A 15,629-nucleotide genomic window follows, 5' to 3' on the forward strand; every position below is an offset into this window, starting at 1 on the left:
AAAATGAAGGGCCAGCCTGTGCTGGCCCCTTTTATATCAGACGCGGGTTTACAGCATATTGCGGATCACATAGTGCAAAATACCGTCGTTCTGATAGTAGGTCTTCTCAGTCGCGGTATCGATGCGGCAGCGGCATTCAATCACTTCCTGCCGGCCATCCGCACGCGTCAGCGTGACCGGCACCGTCATACCGGGCTGCAGAGCCTGCAGGTTGCTGATATCTATCCGCTCCTCGCCGCTCAGTCCCAGCGTTTTACGCGTCACCCCCTGCGGGAATTCCAGCGGTAAAATCCCCATTCCAATCAGGTTGGAGCGGTGGATACGCTCGAAAGACTCGGCAATCACCACCCTAACGCCGAGCAAACGCGGTCCTTTAGCCGCCCAGTCGCGGCTGGAGCCGGAACCGTACTCTTTGCCTGCGATCACCGCCAGCGGCGTGCCCTCCGCTTTGTAGAGCATAGCGGCATCGTAAATAGCGATAGGTTGGCTATCAGGAAGATGACGGGTCATCCCCCCTTCCACGCCGGGGACCATTTCGTTACGAATACGAATATTGGCAAACGTCCCGCGCATCATCACCTCATGGTTGCCGCGACGGGAGCCGTAGGAGTTAAAATCAATGCGTTCGACGCCGTGATTTTGCAGATAACGGCCCGCGGGGCTGTCGGCTTTAATGCTGCCCGCCGGGGAGATATGGTCGGTGGTAACCGAGTCGCCCAACATGGCCAGAATGCGCGCGCCGTGAATATCCTCTACCGGTTTAGGCTCAACGCCCATCTCATCAAAGAACGGCGACAGGCGAATGTAGGTGGAATCATCCTGCCAGTCGTAGGTATCAGAGCGATCCACTTTAATCGCCTTCCACTCGGCTGTCCCTTCAAACACTTCGGCGTACTCTTTACGGAACATCTCCGTTGAGACTTGCTCTACCGCCTGCGCGACTTCGATTCCGCTCGGCCAGATATCCTTCAGATACACCGGCTGACCATCTTTACCCGTCCCTAACGGCTCACGGGTCAGGTCGAGATTCATATTCCCCGCCAGGGCGTAGGCAACCACCAGCGGCGGCGACGCCAGCCAGTTGGTTTTTACTAGCGGATGAATACGTCCTTCAAAGTTGCGGTTGCCGGAGAGCACAGCCCCGACGGTCAGATCGCCCTGCTTGATTGCGCGCTCGATCGGGTCCGGCAGCGGTCCGGAGTTACCGATACAGGTGGTACAGCCATAGCCGACCAGGTTGAAGCCCAGTTCATCAAGATACGGCGTCAGCTTTGCGTGGGCCAGATAGTCGGAAACGACCTTCGACCCGGGAGCCAGCGACGCTTTAACCCACGGCTGCGGCTTCAGCCCCCGCTCAACGGCTTTTTTGGCCAGCAAGCCGGCGGCCATCAGGACGCTGGGGTTCGACGTGTTAGTACAGGAGGTAATGGCGGCAATCACCACCGCGCCGTCAGGCAGCGAATACTGCTGTCCGTTCAGCGTGTAGTCAATTGGCCGTTTATCTTTCGGCGCGTGATTAACTTCCAGCTCGGTGCTGGCGGCAAAGGCCTGGGGCACATCGCCGAGCGCTACGCGGTCCTGCGGGCGTTTCGGCCCGGCCAGGCTGGCTTCAACGGTTCCCATATCCAGCGCCAGCGTGCTGGTGAATACCGGTTCATCTCCGGGCTGACGCCACATACCCTGCGCTTTCGCATAGGCCTCTACCAGCGCCACCTGCTCTTCGCTGCGGCCGGTCAGACGCATATAGTCAAGCGTTACCGCATCGATCGGGAAAAAGCCGCAGGTCGCGCCATACTCCGGCGACATATTGGCAATCGTCGCGCGGTCCGCCAGCGGCAGAGAATCGAGGCCATCGCCGTAGAATTCAACAAACTTACCCACAACGCCGTGTTTACGCAGCATTTGGGTGACCGTCAGGACCAGGTCCGTCGCGGTAATGCCTTCACGCAGCTTGCCGCTCAGCTTGAAGCCAACAACGTCCGGGATCAGCATGGAAACCGGCTGACCGAGCATGGCGGCTTCCGCTTCGATACCGCCGACGCCCCAGCCCAGAACGCCTAAACCGTTAATCATCGTGGTATGGGAATCGGTGCCGACCAGGGTGTCGGGGAAAGCCACCCACTCGCCGTTTTGCTGTTCGCTCCACACCGCCCGGCCAAGGTATTCGAGGTTTACCTGGTGGCAAATACCGGTACCCGGCGGTACTACGCTGAAGCGGCTGAAAGCCTGTTGTCCCCAACGTAAGAAGACATAGCGCTCATGGTTACGCTCCATCTCAAGCCGTACGTTCTCTTCAAAAGCATCATCGTCACCAAAACGGTCTACGGTGACCGAGTGGTCAATCACCAGGTCGACGGGCGAAAGCGGGTTCACTTTGGCGGTATCGCCGCCCAGGCGTTTGACCGCTTCGCGCATCGCCGCCAGGTCCACCACGGCAGGAACCCCGGTAAAGTCCTGCATCAGGACGCGCGCCGGACGGTAGGCAATCTCCCTGTCGGCATGGGCATGCTTCAGCCATCCGGCCAGGGCATGAATATCTTCAGCGGTCACGGAATCGCCGTCCTGCCAGCGCAGCAGGTTTTCCAGTAGCACTTTGAGCGATTTGGGCAAGCGCGAGAGATCGCCCAGTTGTTTAGCGGCCAGCGGTAAGCTGTAGTAATGCCAGGTTTTATCTTTAACCTGGAGCGTATCCTTACTGGCTGCTCGTAGGGTTGACGACATAGCTCCTCCTTTACCTTAGGGATAGCATCCCCTGATCCTCCTCAGGGTCATTATTAAAGATAACACATCTTTGATGTAACATTTTGATAACAACCCAAATTGCTAAAATAGGCGTAACGCATTAAGACAGGAAATTTGAATAATGAGGGCGGATATATTGAGAAGGATTGAAGAAGTCAGTTTTGCGTCGGCGAGCGCGTCGTATTAGTACACGAGTACAAAGAAAGACTAATCGCCATTATTCTGGCGATTAGTCCAATAGAGAAAATTTATCGAGCGAGTCTAAAAAGGGAAAAATTATATCCTCCTTATTACCGCTATTTTATCAGATACAAATAATTCTCAATAATTCACTTGTCATAAAACTGACATAACCGCTGTGACTGGAAGGTGCTCTAGCTTAGTAACCAAACGTTGCAGACAACCAGAGCAATGACGCTCCAGAACATCGCAAGCCCAAGGATAACGGCGCTCCAGGCCTTACTTCTCAAAACTGGATCTATCTCAGTCTTGTCACGTTCCTGTGACATCGCAAACTTCATATAATCGATATCACTAATCATTTTTTCACCACCAATCGCTAAGAATTACTAACCACAGATAAATCTTAATTATGGATTGGCTATTAATCCAGTGAATTCGCTTTTCAGCAGATATCTTTCATCATTAATTTGATCGCGGCAGGTATATTTGCAAATGTGGTACGAGGAGTTAACGAAAATTGTGATTCAGACGAGGTTTAGATATTCCATTTCAGGCCATTATAGGCTTTGGCATCCCCGAGAGGATGCCATTATTTTTTCTGTGGTTATTTTTCCGGTAATTTAATATCTTTGAACATCGCTTCAATATCTTCATTTGAGCGCAAAGCAACGGCGGTATCGACCACATCCCGGGTCAGATGCGGCGCAAATCGCTGAATAAAATCATACATATAGCTTCGCAAGAAGGTACTGCGACGGAAACCTATTTTCGTGGTGCTGTGGCTGAAAATACCATTGGCGTCCAGCTTCACCAGGTCCGGGTCGGAAACCGGATCCACCGCCATGCTGGCAATTACCCCTACCCCAAGGCCCAGACGCACATAGGTTTTAATCACATCGGCGTCGGTGGCGGTGAAAACGATGCGCGGCGTTAAGCCGGCGCGATTAAAGGCGGTATCCAGTTCGGAGCGGCCGGTGAAGCCGAAGGTATAAGTCACCAGCGGATATTGCGCCAGCTCCTCAATCGATACCGACTCTCGCGACGCCAGCGGATGCTCTGGCGTGACGACCACGGAGCGGTTCCAGTGGTAGCACGGCAGCATCACCAAATCATCATAAAGATGAAGCGCTTCGGTCGCGATAGCGAAGTCAGCATTGCCTTTCGACACCGCCTCGGCGATTTGCGTTGGCGACCCCTGATGCATGTGCAAGGAGACGCGGGGATAGCGTTCGATAAAGCCTTTGATAACGCCCGGTAGCGCGTAGCGGGCCTGGGTGTGGGTAGTTGCTACGTACAGCGACCCCTTATCAGGCCAGGTATGCTCACCCGCTACCGATTTGATCGCATCGACCTTCGACAGGACCTCGCGAGCGATGCGTATGATCTCCTGGCCTGCGGGCGTGACCTGGGTCAAATGTTTGCCGCTGCGGGCGAAAATCTGAATTCCCAGCTCATCCTCCAGCATGCGAACCTGCTTGCTGATGCCCGGCTGTGAGGTGTACAGGCCTTCGGCCGTGGAGGAGACGTTCAGATTATGGTTAACAACCTCAACGATATAGCGGAGCTGCTGTAGTTTCATGGCTGATATCCGATAGCACGTAAAATAAACCCGCTTAATACATTTTACGCTCAGGTCACTTGGCGGTGGACGGGCTAGCCCGAACCTCCCTGCGACTCGCCGTGTTGGCGCCACAACGTATCCTGATGACGGTGATGTATAAGACGATAAGATAATAAAAAAGGGATTAGCTATAACCACTATATCATTTATATCTACAGTGTATAGATACTAACAAAAAATAATAAGGCGGTTATAAGGCGAGAGGAGGAACAGAGTAATATCTTGGATATCAACAACATGTGATGTCAAAAAAGGGCCGCGGCGCGGCCCTTTTATCAGATGATAGCAGTTACTTCTTTGCTTCAGTCCATTTGCCATCTATATAGAAAGCTGACCAGCCGGTGGCTTTGCCATCTTTCTCTGAGGCAACGTACTGCTGCTTAGTTTTACGGCTAAAACGCACCATCGTTTTGTTGCCTTCCGGATCCTGCTGCGGCGCATCGGCCAGATAGCGCAGCTTCTCTGCCAGACGGTCGCGGAAGCGGTACAGTTCTTCCACCAGCGGCGCGCGGGTTTCGCGCGATTTCGGGAAGGTGTTGGCGGCCAGGAAGACGCCCGCCGCGCCATCGCGCAGAACAAAGTAAGCGTCCGATTTCTCGCACGGCAGCTCCGGCAGCGGCACCGGATCTTCTTTCGGCGGCGCCACTTCCCCGTTACGCAGGATCTTACGGGTGTTTTTACACTCGTCGTTGGTGCAGGCCATATACTTACCAAAACGCCCCATCTTCAGGTGCATTTCGGAGCCACATTTTTCACACTCAACGATAGGGCCGTCATAGCCCTTGATGCGGAACTCGCCCTCTTCGATCTCGTAGCCATCGCAGGTCGGGTTATTACCGCAGACGTGCAGCTTGCGCTTCGGATCGATGAGGTAGCTGTCCATCGCCGTGCCGCATTTTTTACAGCGGCGTTTAGCGCGCAGCGCGTTGGTTTCAGCGTCATCGCCTTCCAGCACGTTGAGCACTTCGTTTTCCGGCACCAGGTTAATGGTGGTTTTACAGCGCTCTTTTGGCGACAGCGCGTAGCCCGAGCAGCCGAGGAATACGCCGGTGCTGGCGGTACGGATCCCCATCTTGCGCCCGCAGGTTGGGCAGTCGATGGTGGTCAGCACCATTGGGTTCGGCTGCATGCCGCCCTCTTCCGGATCTTTCTCTGCCGTCTGCAGCTGCGAGGTAAAGTCTCCGAAGAAGCTGTCGAGGACCTGCTTCCACTCGGCCTGATGGTTAGCCACCTGGTCGAGGCGGTCTTCCATCTGCGCGGTGAAATCATAGTTCATCAGATCGCGGAAGTTCTCTTCCAGACGATCGGTGACGATTTCGCCCATCTTTTCCGCATAGAAGCGGCGGTTTTCCACCCGCACGTAGCCGCGATCCTGAATGGTCGAAATGATCGACGCATAGGTGGACGGACGACCGATGCCGCGTTTTTCCAGCTCTTTAACCAGCGAAGCTTCGCTAAAACGCGCCGGCGGCTTGGTAAAGTGCTGCGCAGGGGTCAGCTCGACCAGGCTCAGGCTGTCGCCCTTATTGACCATCGGTAACGTACGGTCTTCATCGCCTTTACGCAGGGCTGGCATTACTTTGGTCCAGCCGTCAAAGCGCAGCGTACGGCCGCGGGCTTTCAGTTTGAAATCGCCGGCTTTCACCGTCAGCGTGGTGGAGTCGTACTGCGCAGGCGTCATCTGACAGGCGACAAACTGGCGCCAGATCAGCTGATACAGTTTCTGCGCATCAGATTCCATATCTTTTAACGTTTCGGCCAGCACGTTGACGTCGGATGGACGAATCGCCTCGTGCGCTTCCTGCGAGTTTTCTTTGCTGGCGTACTGATTCGCGCTCTCCGGCAGATATTTCTTACCGAAGTTGTCGCCAATGTAGCCGCGCACCATGCTCAGCGCGTCCTGGCTCAGGTTCGTCGAGTCGGTACGCATATAGGTAATGTGGCCCGCTTCGTAGAGACGCTGCGCCATCATCATGGTTTTCTTCACGCCGAAGCCAAGACGCGTGCTGGCGGCCTGCTGCAGCGTGGAGGTGATAAACGGCGCGCCCGGCTTGCTGCTGGTCGGCTTATCTTCACGCTCCAGCACGCTGTAGCTGGCTTTCTCAAGCAGCGCGACCGCCGCCATGGTTTCATCACGGTTTACCGGACGGAACGGCTTATCGCCGTTATGCGTGACCTGCAGCGGTAACGCATCGCCGCCAGGGGTCGTGGTGCTGGCGTCAACTTCCCAGTACTCTTCCGGAACGAACGCTTTAATTTCGCGCTCGCGCTCGACCACCAGACGCACCGCAACCGACTGGACGCGGCCTGCTGACAGACCGCGGGCAATTTTTTTCCACAGCAGTGGAGAGACCATGTAGCCCACCACGCGATCCATAAAACGGCGCGCCTGCTGAGCGTTGACACGGTCAATATTCAGTTCGCCCGGCTTTTCGAAAGCCTGACGAATCGCATTCTTCGTGATCTCGTTGAACACCACGCGGCTATAGCGCTGTTCATCACCGCCGATAACTTCCCGCAGGTGCCATGCGATGGCTTCCCCTTCGCGGTCAAGGTCGGTTGCGAGATAGATGTGGTCAGCTTTTTCCGCCAACTGTTTGAGTTCAGAAACGACCTTTTCTTTACCCGGGAGTATTTCATAGTGCGCATTCCAGTCATGCCACGGGTCCACGCCCATACGGTTGACCAGAGCGCCGCGTTCATCCTTCTTAGGCTTTTTAGCCCCTTTGGTGGAGGTAGAGTCGGCGCTCTTTTTGGAAGCTGAGCCACTGGTCGGCAAATCGCGGATATGACCGACGCTGGACTTAACCACGTAGTCATTACCCAGATACTTATTGATCGTTTTGGCTTTTGCCGGGGACTCAACGATAACGAGAGCTTTACCCATATTCACCTTTACCTAATTTGATTCATCCAGGAATACATCGCACATTGATTCACCATCCACTGGCGACACGTCACAACCTATGTTGCGTCGTTATCGATGGATATCAACCCCTTGCACCGGTTTCGCATCCATAAAACCAGATAGCTGAGTTTGCTGGCTTTTTCTCGCCAGGCGACATAGCACGAATAATTTTTGGCCGAATGTCAAGCAAATCTGTTGCCAGATCGCTGAAAGCGTCACACTGTACCTGATAAAATTCGTTACGCAACTTTATTAGCATGCAAAAGCAAATCCCGCCACTAAACTGATGTTTATTAGGCTTCTGCGATTACCCCTGCAAGAACAATGGAAAATTTGCCCCTCGCCGCCGCGCGGCGTAGACTAGCCGCGAAGAAACACAGGAGGCATTTATGCAAGGTACAACCCAACCCATCGATCGCCAGACGCTTCTGGAAAAAGCCAACAAACTCATTCGCGAACATGAAGATACGTTAGCCGGGATCGAGGCCACCGACGTCGTTCAGCGTAACGGCGTGCTGGTGTTCAGCGGCGAGTTCTATCTTGACGAGCAGGGTCTGCCAACGGCGAAGAGTACGGCGGTATTTAATATGTTTAAATACCTCGCACACGAGCTGTCTGATAAGTACCACCTGGCGGATTAACCGCTGCCTGCAGGGCCATGACAACAACGCGAGGCCGAAGCCTCGCGTTGTTTGTTTACATCAGCGGCTTTTGCCCGCGCTGCCACCAGCGCAGCAGAAGTTTATCGGCGCTTTCCGCCGCGCTGCCGGTAAACCGCTCGAGCATTTTCTTACGCTGCTGATAGCGCACGCTGATAACCTCGTGCTTATCCATCAGCCCCAGCAGAAGTTCATCGCTGGTTTCCACCGCGTCCACAAGGCCTTTTTCCAGCGCCTGAACGCCGTACCAGTGTTCACCCGTCGCTACCTGCTCGATATCCAGCCCGGGGCGCATCTGGTGGACAAAATCTTTGAATAGCCGATGAGTATCGTTGAGGTCTTCGCGAAATTTCTGCCGCCCTTCTTCGGTATTTTCACCCAGCATCGTCAGGGTGCGTTTGTACTGCCCGGCCGTATGCAGCTCAATGTCGATATCTTTATTTTTCAGGAAGCGATTGATGTTGGGAATTTGCGCCACAACGCCAATAGAGCCCAGGATAGCAAAGGGTGCACTGACGATTTTGTTCGCCACGCAGGCCATCATATAGCCGCCGCTGGCCGCGACTTTATCGACCGCGACCGTTAACGGGATCTGCTTGTCGCGCAGGCGCTGCAGCTGTGAAGCCGCCAGGCCGTAACCGTGAACCACGCCGCCTGGGCTTTCAAGGCGAATAACGACCTGGTCGCGCGCTTTTGCCGCCGCCAGAACGGCGGTGATTTCTTCGCGCAGGCTGCTGACTTCATGGGCATCCATACTGCCTTTAAAATCCAGCACCCAGACGCGCGGTTTGACGTCCGGCTCCGGTGTGCCGAGCTTCGCCCGCGCCTTTGACGCCTTTGCTTCCTGCTTGAGCTTTTTCTTTTGCGCTTTATGCCACAGCTTCTGCTGCGGCCCATCGAGCAACGAAACCGCCAGCTCTTCCTTCATCTCCTTATATTGCTCGCTAAGATTGGTGACCCGCAGCTCGCCGCGCTGTTTTTTGCGCTGAGTCAGGTTAACAATAATGGCGACGATAACCGCAATTGCGACAACGATGGTCGCGATTTTGGCCAAAAACAGGCCATATTGAGCAAGTAATTCCACGTTTTCACCTTGTGTAAACCGCTGACGTTGGCGCACAGTGTACATCAGCCGTCGGCGAGAAGTCTTTGTGCTTTGTGTCGCACGCGAGGCGCCTTCCTGTTTTTTTCAGCGACGATTAAATCGTTGCAAGATATTAATTCCGCGAAGAGTTTCCGCTTCGCCGATTGCAATAGCGGGCGCTTTCAGGCATAAAGCGCAAAAGTGAGATACCGAACAGCAAGCGCGATCGTCAGCAGATCGCCCGAGGAGTCGCCGTGCACTATCAACCGCAACGTCACCTGTTACAGGACCGCATCATCCTGGTTACCGGCGCCAGCGACGGCATTGGCCGTGAAGCCGCCCTGACCTATTCCCGCTATAGCGCCAGCGTTATCCTGGTCGGCCGCAACGAAGAAAAGCTGCGCAGCGTCGCGCACGAAATTCAGCAGGCGGGCGGCATTCCCGCCCGCTGGTTTACTCTCGACCTGTTAACCTGCACGCCGCAGGAGTGCCAGCAGCTGGCGCAGAAAATAGCCATCCACTACCCGCGCCTCGACGGGGTGCTGCACAACGCGGGTCTGTTGGGCGACGTGTGCCCGATGGATCAACAAAAGCCGGAAGTATGGCAGCAGGTGATGCAGGTGAACGTGAACGGCACCTTTATGCTCACCCAGGCGCTGCTTCCTTTATTACTTAAATCCGAATCGGGTTCGCTGGTCTTTACCTCTTCCAGCGTCGGCCGCCAGGGACGCGCGAACTGGGGCGCGTACGCCGCGTCGAAATTCGCCACCGAGGGCATGATGCAGGTGCTGGCCGAGGAGTATCAGAACCGTCATCTGCGGGTCAACTGCATTAACCCAGGCGGCACCCGAACCAAAATGCGCGCCAATGCGTTCCCGACGGAAGATCCGCAAAAATTGAAAACCCCCGCTGATATCATGCCGGTTTACCTGTGGCTGATGGGCGACGACAGTCGTCGCAAAACGGGAATGACCTTTGACGCCCAGCCGGGCCGCAAACCAGGAATCGCACAATGAGTGATGAACGCCACCGCGAACGCCAGCAGCGGGTAAAAGATAAAGTTGACGCTCGCGTCGCCGCCGCGCAGGAAGAGCGCGGCATCGTGATCGTCTTTACCGGCAACGGTAAAGGCAAAACCACCGCCGCTTTTGGCACCGTCACCCGCGCCGTCGGGCACGGTAAAAAAGCCGCCGTCGTGCAGTTTATTAAAGGTACCTGGCCAAACGGCGAGCGCAACCTGCTTGAGCCGCACGGCGTTGAGTTTCAGGTGATGGCGACCGGTTTTACCTGGAATACGCAGGATCGCGAAAGCGACACCGCCGCCTGCCTCGCGGTCTGGGAGCACGGGCGCCGCATGCTGGCTGATGAAAGCCTCGACCTCGTTTTGCTGGACGAGCTAACCTACATGGTGGCTTATGATTACCTGCCGCTGGAAGAGGTGCTTACCGCGCTGCGCAACCGCCCGGCGCACCAGACGGTGATTATTACCGGCCGCGGCTGCCACCGTGAGATTACCGAACTGGCCGATACCGTCAGCGAGCTGCGCCCGGTGAAGCACGCTTTTGACGCCGGAATCAAAGCGCAGATGGGGATCGACTACTAGCCGCCAGCCGCTTGAGCAGCGCATGATTCAGCGGCAGGCACAGGCAATCCTCCCCCAGCGCCAGTTCGCTTTCGCGCATATTTTGCCGCGAGACGAAGCGCTTGCGGTATTCGGTTGGCGTGACGCCGCAGTATTTATTAAAGGCGGCGATCAGATACTTGTGTTCCTGAAAGCCGCAGCTGTGGCTAATCTCCGTGATCGGGGTGCGGGTATCGCGCAGCAGGGTGCGGGCTTTATTTAGCCGCACCAGCGTCAGATACTCTTTAAAATTATACCGGCTCACCTTTTTGAACAGCCGCGAGAACCAGGAGTAGCTCATCCCGCTATGGCAGGCGACCTCGCTCAGCGTCAGCGGCTGATCAAAGTGTTGATTGATAAAATCAATGCCTTTTTTGATCATCGCCTCGTCGCGCAGCGAGCTTTCGGCGCGCCGCGTCGGCTTTCCGGCGGAGACGACGGCATCCAGCAGCAGATAAATCGCCGCGATACGCTGAAACGGCGCGTGGTTATCGATCAGCTGTTCCAGTAGCTTCGCCAGCCGCTGGCGTACCTCGCTGTCTGCCGGAGAGTAAGGTCGTCCGCAGGTACTCCAGTCCAGCTGCGGCGAGGGCTGAAGTTCATCAAACAGGCCGGGTGAAAACTGTACGGTGAGCAGCTGGCTGCCCGCCTCCTCGGCGCTCAGCGAATGGACCTCTTCGGCATTGATATACAGCATGTCTTCCTGCGCCAGCTCCAGGCTTTGCTGGCCGACGACGAGGGTAAATCGCCCCGCCAGCACGGTAATCAGCTCCGGAGCCGGATGCCAGTGAGGCTCGCAGTAGCGAACCTCCGCGGCAAACACGTTCAGCTTCTCCGCGTCAAAGGCAATCAGCTCGTAGCCGCTGTTCGCCGTTTGCCGTCCGCTCTGGGTGACCGAGCGAGGGTGAGTCACTGAAAAAGGAAACATGCGCACTCTCCTGTCATTGGCAATGATGAGCGCCGGCCAGTACGGCGTTAAGCTCGTCGCGTTCGATATCCAGCGCCAGGAATTCGGTCAGCGCAATCAGCAGCCCGCAGAACAGATCCGGCGCCAGGCGAATCAGTTTTTCACGCACCTGCTCCGCCGGCATCTGGCTCTTATCGGCAATCAGCTTCACTACGCGGGCAAAGGCCTCCGGCTGCTGGATCAGCTGTTGTAGAGAGTTATCATCGCGCAGCGGGACGTACCGCTGCGGACAATCTACCTCAATCTCCGCGATCAACGGCAGATCCCGTGATGAGGCGCCGACGCGAACCTGCCAGATGCCCGGCGTCACAACCCAATCACCCAGGCCCGGATGATAGCAGGCCAGCTCGCCAATGGGCAGCTGCAGGCTCACGCGACGGGTCTCTCCGGCGGCCAGCGCCACTTTGCTGAACGCTTTTAATGACTGCACTTCGCGAATCAGCTCCCCCTTCGGCGCGCTAACGTACAGCTGGACGATCTCTTTGCCCGCATACTCTCCGCAGTTGGTCAGGTCGAACGACACGGTAAGCGTCTCGCCTGCGCCTGCACGGCGGGCTGACAGCGCGATATTATCGTACGCAAACCGGGTATAGCTTAAGCCAAAGCCAAACGGAAACTGCGGCGTCATACGACGTTTATCATAATAGCGATAGCCGACAAAAAGCCCTTCTCCGTAATGATGACGCAGGTTTTCGCCAGGATAGTGCAGCCAGGCCGGCGTTTCCTCCAGGGAATTAGGTACCGTTACCGTCAGTTTGCCGCAGGGGTTACGCTGGCCGAAGAGGATTTCCGCCACCGCGCGCCCCATCCCTTGCCCGGCAAAGAACGTTTCCAGCAGCGCTTTGCACTCGCCGAGCCACGGCATCACCACCGCATCGCTATTCGCCAGCACCACCACGATATTCGGCTGGACCGTCGCCACTTCACGAATTAACCGTTCGTGCACCGGCAGAATATGCAGATCCTGACGATCGCCGTTTTCGCCATCTTCGCCTACGGCGGTGCTGACGAAGATCACCGCCACGTCGGCCTCCTGCGCGACGCGGCAGGCCTGCGCCAGCGCCTGTTCATCGCAGCGCAGATCGTCCGGCGCGCCCACGGCCCAGGAGACGCTGAAGTCGTCGCCGGCGAGGTCGAAAATTTCATCCAGCGGCCGATCGAGCAGATACGGCACCGTGGTCGCGCATCCGGACCCCTGGATCACCGGCTCCTGAGCCGGTTTACCCAGCACCGCAACGCGCGGCGTTCTCTCCGGACGCAGCGGCAGCAGATTATCTTCATTTTTCAGCAAGACAATGGATTCACCGGCAAGCCGCTGCGCCAGCGCGTGGTGCGCCGTAAAATCGGCTCGCGTTTGCGGGCGGCGATGGCGCTGGACCTTGTCGAGCAGTTCCAGCATGCGGAGACAGGCACGGTCCACCACCGCCATCGGCACCTCTCCGGCTTCAATCGCCGCCAGCAGGGTTTGTTTATCGCGGCGGGTTTCGGGCATCGCCAGATCGTTACCCGCCATCAGCGATGCGGGACGATCTTTAATACCGTACCAGTCGGACATCACCAGCCCTTCATATCCCCACTCATCGCGCAAAACCTGAGTGAGCAAAAACGGATCCTGGGAGGTTTGCACGCCGTTAAGACGATTGTAGGAAGACATCACCGTCCACGGCCGGGATTTCGCAATCGCGCGCTGGAAACCCGCCAGATAGATTTCCCGCAGCGCCCGTTCTTCAATAATCGAATCCATTTCCGTGCGGCGGTACTCCGAGTTGTTCGCCGCAAAGTGTTTCAGGCTGGCGCCAACCCCCTCCTGCTGCAGGCCGTTGATCAGCGCAGCGGCAATATCGCCGCTGACCACCGGGTCTTCGGCGTAATATTCATAGCCTCGCCCGGCCAGCGGCGTACGGCGAATGTTAATTCCCGGCCCGAGCAGGATCCCGACGCCCATTTGCTGACACTCCCGCCCCAGCGCTTCCCCCATCTGATGCACCAGCTCCACGTCCCAGCTGCAGGCCAGGCTGGAACCATTAGGAAAGCAGGTCGCCGGTAGCGAAGTGCTGAATAGCGCTTCACTCCCCCCTTTCGCGGCGGGCTCTTCCGCGCTGGCCTGATCTGCGGTTTGGGTGATGACCGAGATAAAATCATCCATGCTCCACTTTTCCCGGCCATCAATCTGCGCGCTGCTGTAGCGCACGCCGTAGGTGCCGTCGGTCATAATGATATCTTCGATACCGTGCTGCGGCAGCGAGGCCGTCCGCCACAGGCCGCTGCCGGTCAGCAGCGCCACTTTTTCTTCCGCGCTCATCGCGGCGAGGGTGGTGTTAAAATCGTTATTCATCTCTCTGGCTCCCTGAGGTTAAAGCGCGTTCTGTTTGCGCAGGCTGATTTTTTGCACAATATCGCGATAGGTTTTTTCATCCAGCGAATAGCAGGCGACAAACAGTGCGCTGAGCGCAAACATCGCGCCGGGAAATAGCGTCATCAGTACGTTAATGCCGTTAATCGCGCTGGCAGTAATGTTGCCCGCGTCATAGTGGTAATAGTCCAGCATCCAGCCCGCGCAGCCGCCGCCGATGGCCATCGCTATTTTGGTGATGAAATTAAAGAAACCGTAAATTGCGCCTTCGGTGCGCACCCCATGGTGCCACTCGGCATATTCCACGGTATCGGCAATCATTGACCTCATTGAAACAAAACCCATCCCCAGCGTAATACTGTACAGACACACGCCGGTCATGATCAGCCAGATATTGTCGCCAGCGATAAAATATTGCATCAGTACGCCCGCAATGCCGATCAACAGCGCCACCAGCGTCATTTTCTTTTTACCTATCAACGCAATGATTTTTTCCGAAATAACGGTACCGACAATATAAGCTGCCGACTGAATCATAAAGAAGGTGGAAGTAAAACTTTCGCTACCAATTATATATTTGATAAAGTAAATAGCGATCGCCATCCACACGGTATAGGCAATATAAAAAAAGACGGTGAACATAGAGAGGTTAATTAGCGGCGCGTTGCCTGCCACCGCCTTCAACATTTCCCGCAGCGTTGGCGCCGGGGTCTCTTCCTCTTCTTCACCAACGCGCTCTTTGGTCATCCCGAAGCAGGCAAGGAACAAAAACGTCGCCAGCAGCGCAAAGCATGAGACGGCGAAGACGTACCCCAGCTGTTTATCGCTAAACGGGGAAATCAGCCTGTCCGCGGTAGTGGACACAATCAGATAGCCAACAATCGCCAGGACAAACCGGTATACCGACAGCGATGAACGGGAGGCTTCATGCTGGGTTAAACGGTTGGTCAGCGCCGAATAAGGCGTATTTACCGCCGTATAGGCCAGGCAATAAATAGTATAGGAAATCAGTGCGAAGTAGAATTTGGCCTCACCGCCGAAAGGCACAAAGCAGAGCACCGTTAAGAAGCCGAGAGGAATTGAACCATACAACAACCAGGGTCGAAGCTTACCGTAGCGGCTGTGGGTTTTATCGATGGCAAAACCAATAAGAATATTAAAGGCCGCATCAACCACGCGGGCAATAACAAAGATCAGGCTTGCCTGTACGGCGCTAATGCCGTAAATATTGGTATAGAAAAAAAGTAAAAACAGAGAAACGAAGCCGAAGGATAAATTAGAGGCGAAATCGCCAAAACCATATCCTATTTTTTCTTTAACGCCGATAACCACATAGCTTGCCGATAGTTTTCCTGCTGTTTCCATTTTAGGCTACCTGTTAATGTAATCAGTGGCCTCAGTATATGGCGTCGCCTGGCGCACCGCTTTGCGTTATTTGTCCGGGCATTTCCTGTTTTTTGTCTTTATGCAGAAGTGTGAAAGGAGTCACAG

General features: G+C 55.7%; 11 protein-coding genes. 3 read left to right on the forward strand and 8 right to left on the reverse strand.

The window, feature by feature from the left end; all coding sequences use genetic code 11:
- Window positions 1-48: 48 nt before the first annotated feature.
- From acnA to topA, 4 genes are all read right to left on the reverse strand, one after another.
- Entirely contained in the window at window positions 49-2,721 is a 2,673-nt protein-coding gene (gene acnA, locus MKleb_RS15640; RefSeq protein WP_217075985.1) for an aconitate hydratase AcnA, read from the reverse strand.
- A gap of 395 nt (window positions 2,722-3,116) precedes the next feature.
- Entirely contained in the window at window positions 3,117-3,284 is a 168-nt protein-coding gene (locus tag MKleb_RS15645; RefSeq protein ID WP_004121247.1) for a YmiA family putative membrane protein, read from the reverse strand.
- Between the two features lie 245 nt (window positions 3,285-3,529).
- A complete protein-coding gene (gene cysB / locus MKleb_RS15650) occupies window positions 3,530-4,504 on the reverse strand; it encodes an HTH-type transcriptional regulator CysB (RefSeq protein WP_004121248.1) in 975 nt (324 codons plus the stop codon).
- Window positions 4,505-4,835: 331 nt separating this feature from the next.
- Window positions 4,836-7,433, reverse strand: coding sequence for a type I DNA topoisomerase (gene topA / locus MKleb_RS15655; protein WP_014229012.1), 2,598 nt, complete (start codon window positions 7,431-7,433; stop codon window positions 4,836-4,838).
- A 410-nt stretch (window positions 7,434-7,843) separates the two neighbouring features.
- Between topA and MKleb_RS15660 the strand changes: the two genes are divergently transcribed.
- Window positions 7,844-8,095, forward strand: a complete 252-nt coding sequence (locus MKleb_RS15660; RefSeq protein WP_004101388.1) for a YciN family protein — start codon at window positions 7,844-7,846, stop codon at window positions 8,093-8,095.
- Window positions 8,096-8,150: 55 nt separating this feature from the next.
- On the opposite strand, the gene sohB is transcribed toward MKleb_RS15660, so the two are convergent.
- Window positions 8,151-9,197, reverse strand: a complete 1,047-nt coding sequence (sohB, locus tag MKleb_RS15665; protein WP_025106986.1) for a protease SohB — start codon at window positions 9,195-9,197, stop codon at window positions 8,151-8,153.
- 254 nt (window positions 9,198-9,451) lie between these two features.
- Between sohB and MKleb_RS15670 the strand changes: the two genes are divergently transcribed.
- Both MKleb_RS15670 and cobO read left to right on the forward strand, forming a co-directional pair.
- Window positions 9,452-10,213 carry a YciK family oxidoreductase gene (locus MKleb_RS15670; RefSeq protein ID WP_014229011.1) on the forward strand — a complete coding sequence of 254 codons (762 nt, stop codon included), beginning with the start codon at window positions 9,452-9,454 and terminating at the stop codon, window positions 10,211-10,213.
- Entirely contained in the window at window positions 10,210-10,800 is a 591-nt protein-coding gene (gene cobO / locus MKleb_RS15675) for a cob(I)yrinic acid a,c-diamide adenosyltransferase (protein ID WP_004850148.1), read from the forward strand. The genes MKleb_RS15670 and cobO overlap by 4 nt, the downstream gene beginning before the upstream one ends.
- Here the strand turns inward: cobO and MKleb_RS15680 are convergent.
- From MKleb_RS15680 to MKleb_RS15690, 3 genes are read right to left on the reverse strand one after another with little or no spacing between them, the layout of a single operon-like run.
- Window positions 10,772-11,746: a helix-turn-helix transcriptional regulator gene (locus tag MKleb_RS15680; RefSeq protein ID WP_217075986.1), complete on the reverse strand. Its 975-nt coding sequence runs from the start codon at window positions 11,744-11,746 to the stop codon at window positions 10,772-10,774. The two genes, cobO and MKleb_RS15680, sit on opposite strands and share 29 nt — an antisense overlap.
- Before the next feature lie 13 nt (window positions 11,747-11,759).
- Window positions 11,760-14,120 (reverse strand): beta-glucosidase family protein, encoded by a 2,361-nt coding sequence (locus MKleb_RS15685; RefSeq protein WP_025106984.1) that lies wholly within the window; start codon window positions 14,118-14,120, stop codon window positions 11,760-11,762.
- An 18-nt stretch (window positions 14,121-14,138) separates the two neighbouring features.
- Window positions 14,139-15,503, reverse strand: coding sequence for an MFS transporter (locus MKleb_RS15690; RefSeq protein ID WP_217075987.1), 1,365 nt, complete (start codon window positions 15,501-15,503; stop codon window positions 14,139-14,141).
- Window positions 15,504-15,629 lie beyond the last annotated feature (126 nt).

This window comes from Klebsiella sp. PL-2018, assembly GCF_019048985.1.
GTDB lineage: Bacteria > Pseudomonadota > Gammaproteobacteria > Enterobacterales > Enterobacteriaceae > Klebsiella > Klebsiella michiganensis.

Coding starts and splice junctions, on each gene's coding strand:
- MKleb_RS15685 (WP_025106984.1), bottom strand. CDS start 14,120: ATGAATAACGATTTTAACACCACCCTCGCCGCGATGAGCGCGGAAGAA.
- MKleb_RS15690 (WP_217075987.1), bottom strand. CDS start 15,503: ATGGAAACAGCAGGAAAACTATCGGCAAGCTATGTGGTTATCGGCGTT.
- topA (WP_014229012.1), bottom strand. CDS start 7,433: ATGGGTAAAGCTCTCGTTATCGTTGAGTCCCCGGCAAAAGCCAAAACG.
- cobO (WP_004850148.1), top strand. CDS start 10,210: ATGAGTGATGAACGCCACCGCGAACGCCAGCAGCGGGTAAAAGATAAA.
- acnA (WP_217075985.1), bottom strand. CDS start 2,721: ATGTCGTCAACCCTACGAGCAGCCAGTAAGGATACGCTCCAGGTTAAA.
- MKleb_RS15660 (WP_004101388.1), top strand. CDS start 7,844: ATGCAAGGTACAACCCAACCCATCGATCGCCAGACGCTTCTGGAAAAA.
- MKleb_RS15680 (WP_217075986.1), bottom strand. CDS start 11,746: ATGTTTCCTTTTTCAGTGACTCACCCTCGCTCGGTCACCCAGAGCGGA.
- MKleb_RS15645 (WP_004121247.1), bottom strand. CDS start 3,284: ATGATTAGTGATATCGATTATATGAAGTTTGCGATGTCACAGGAACGT.
- cysB (WP_004121248.1), bottom strand. CDS start 4,504: ATGAAACTACAGCAGCTCCGCTATATCGTTGAGGTTGTTAACCATAAT.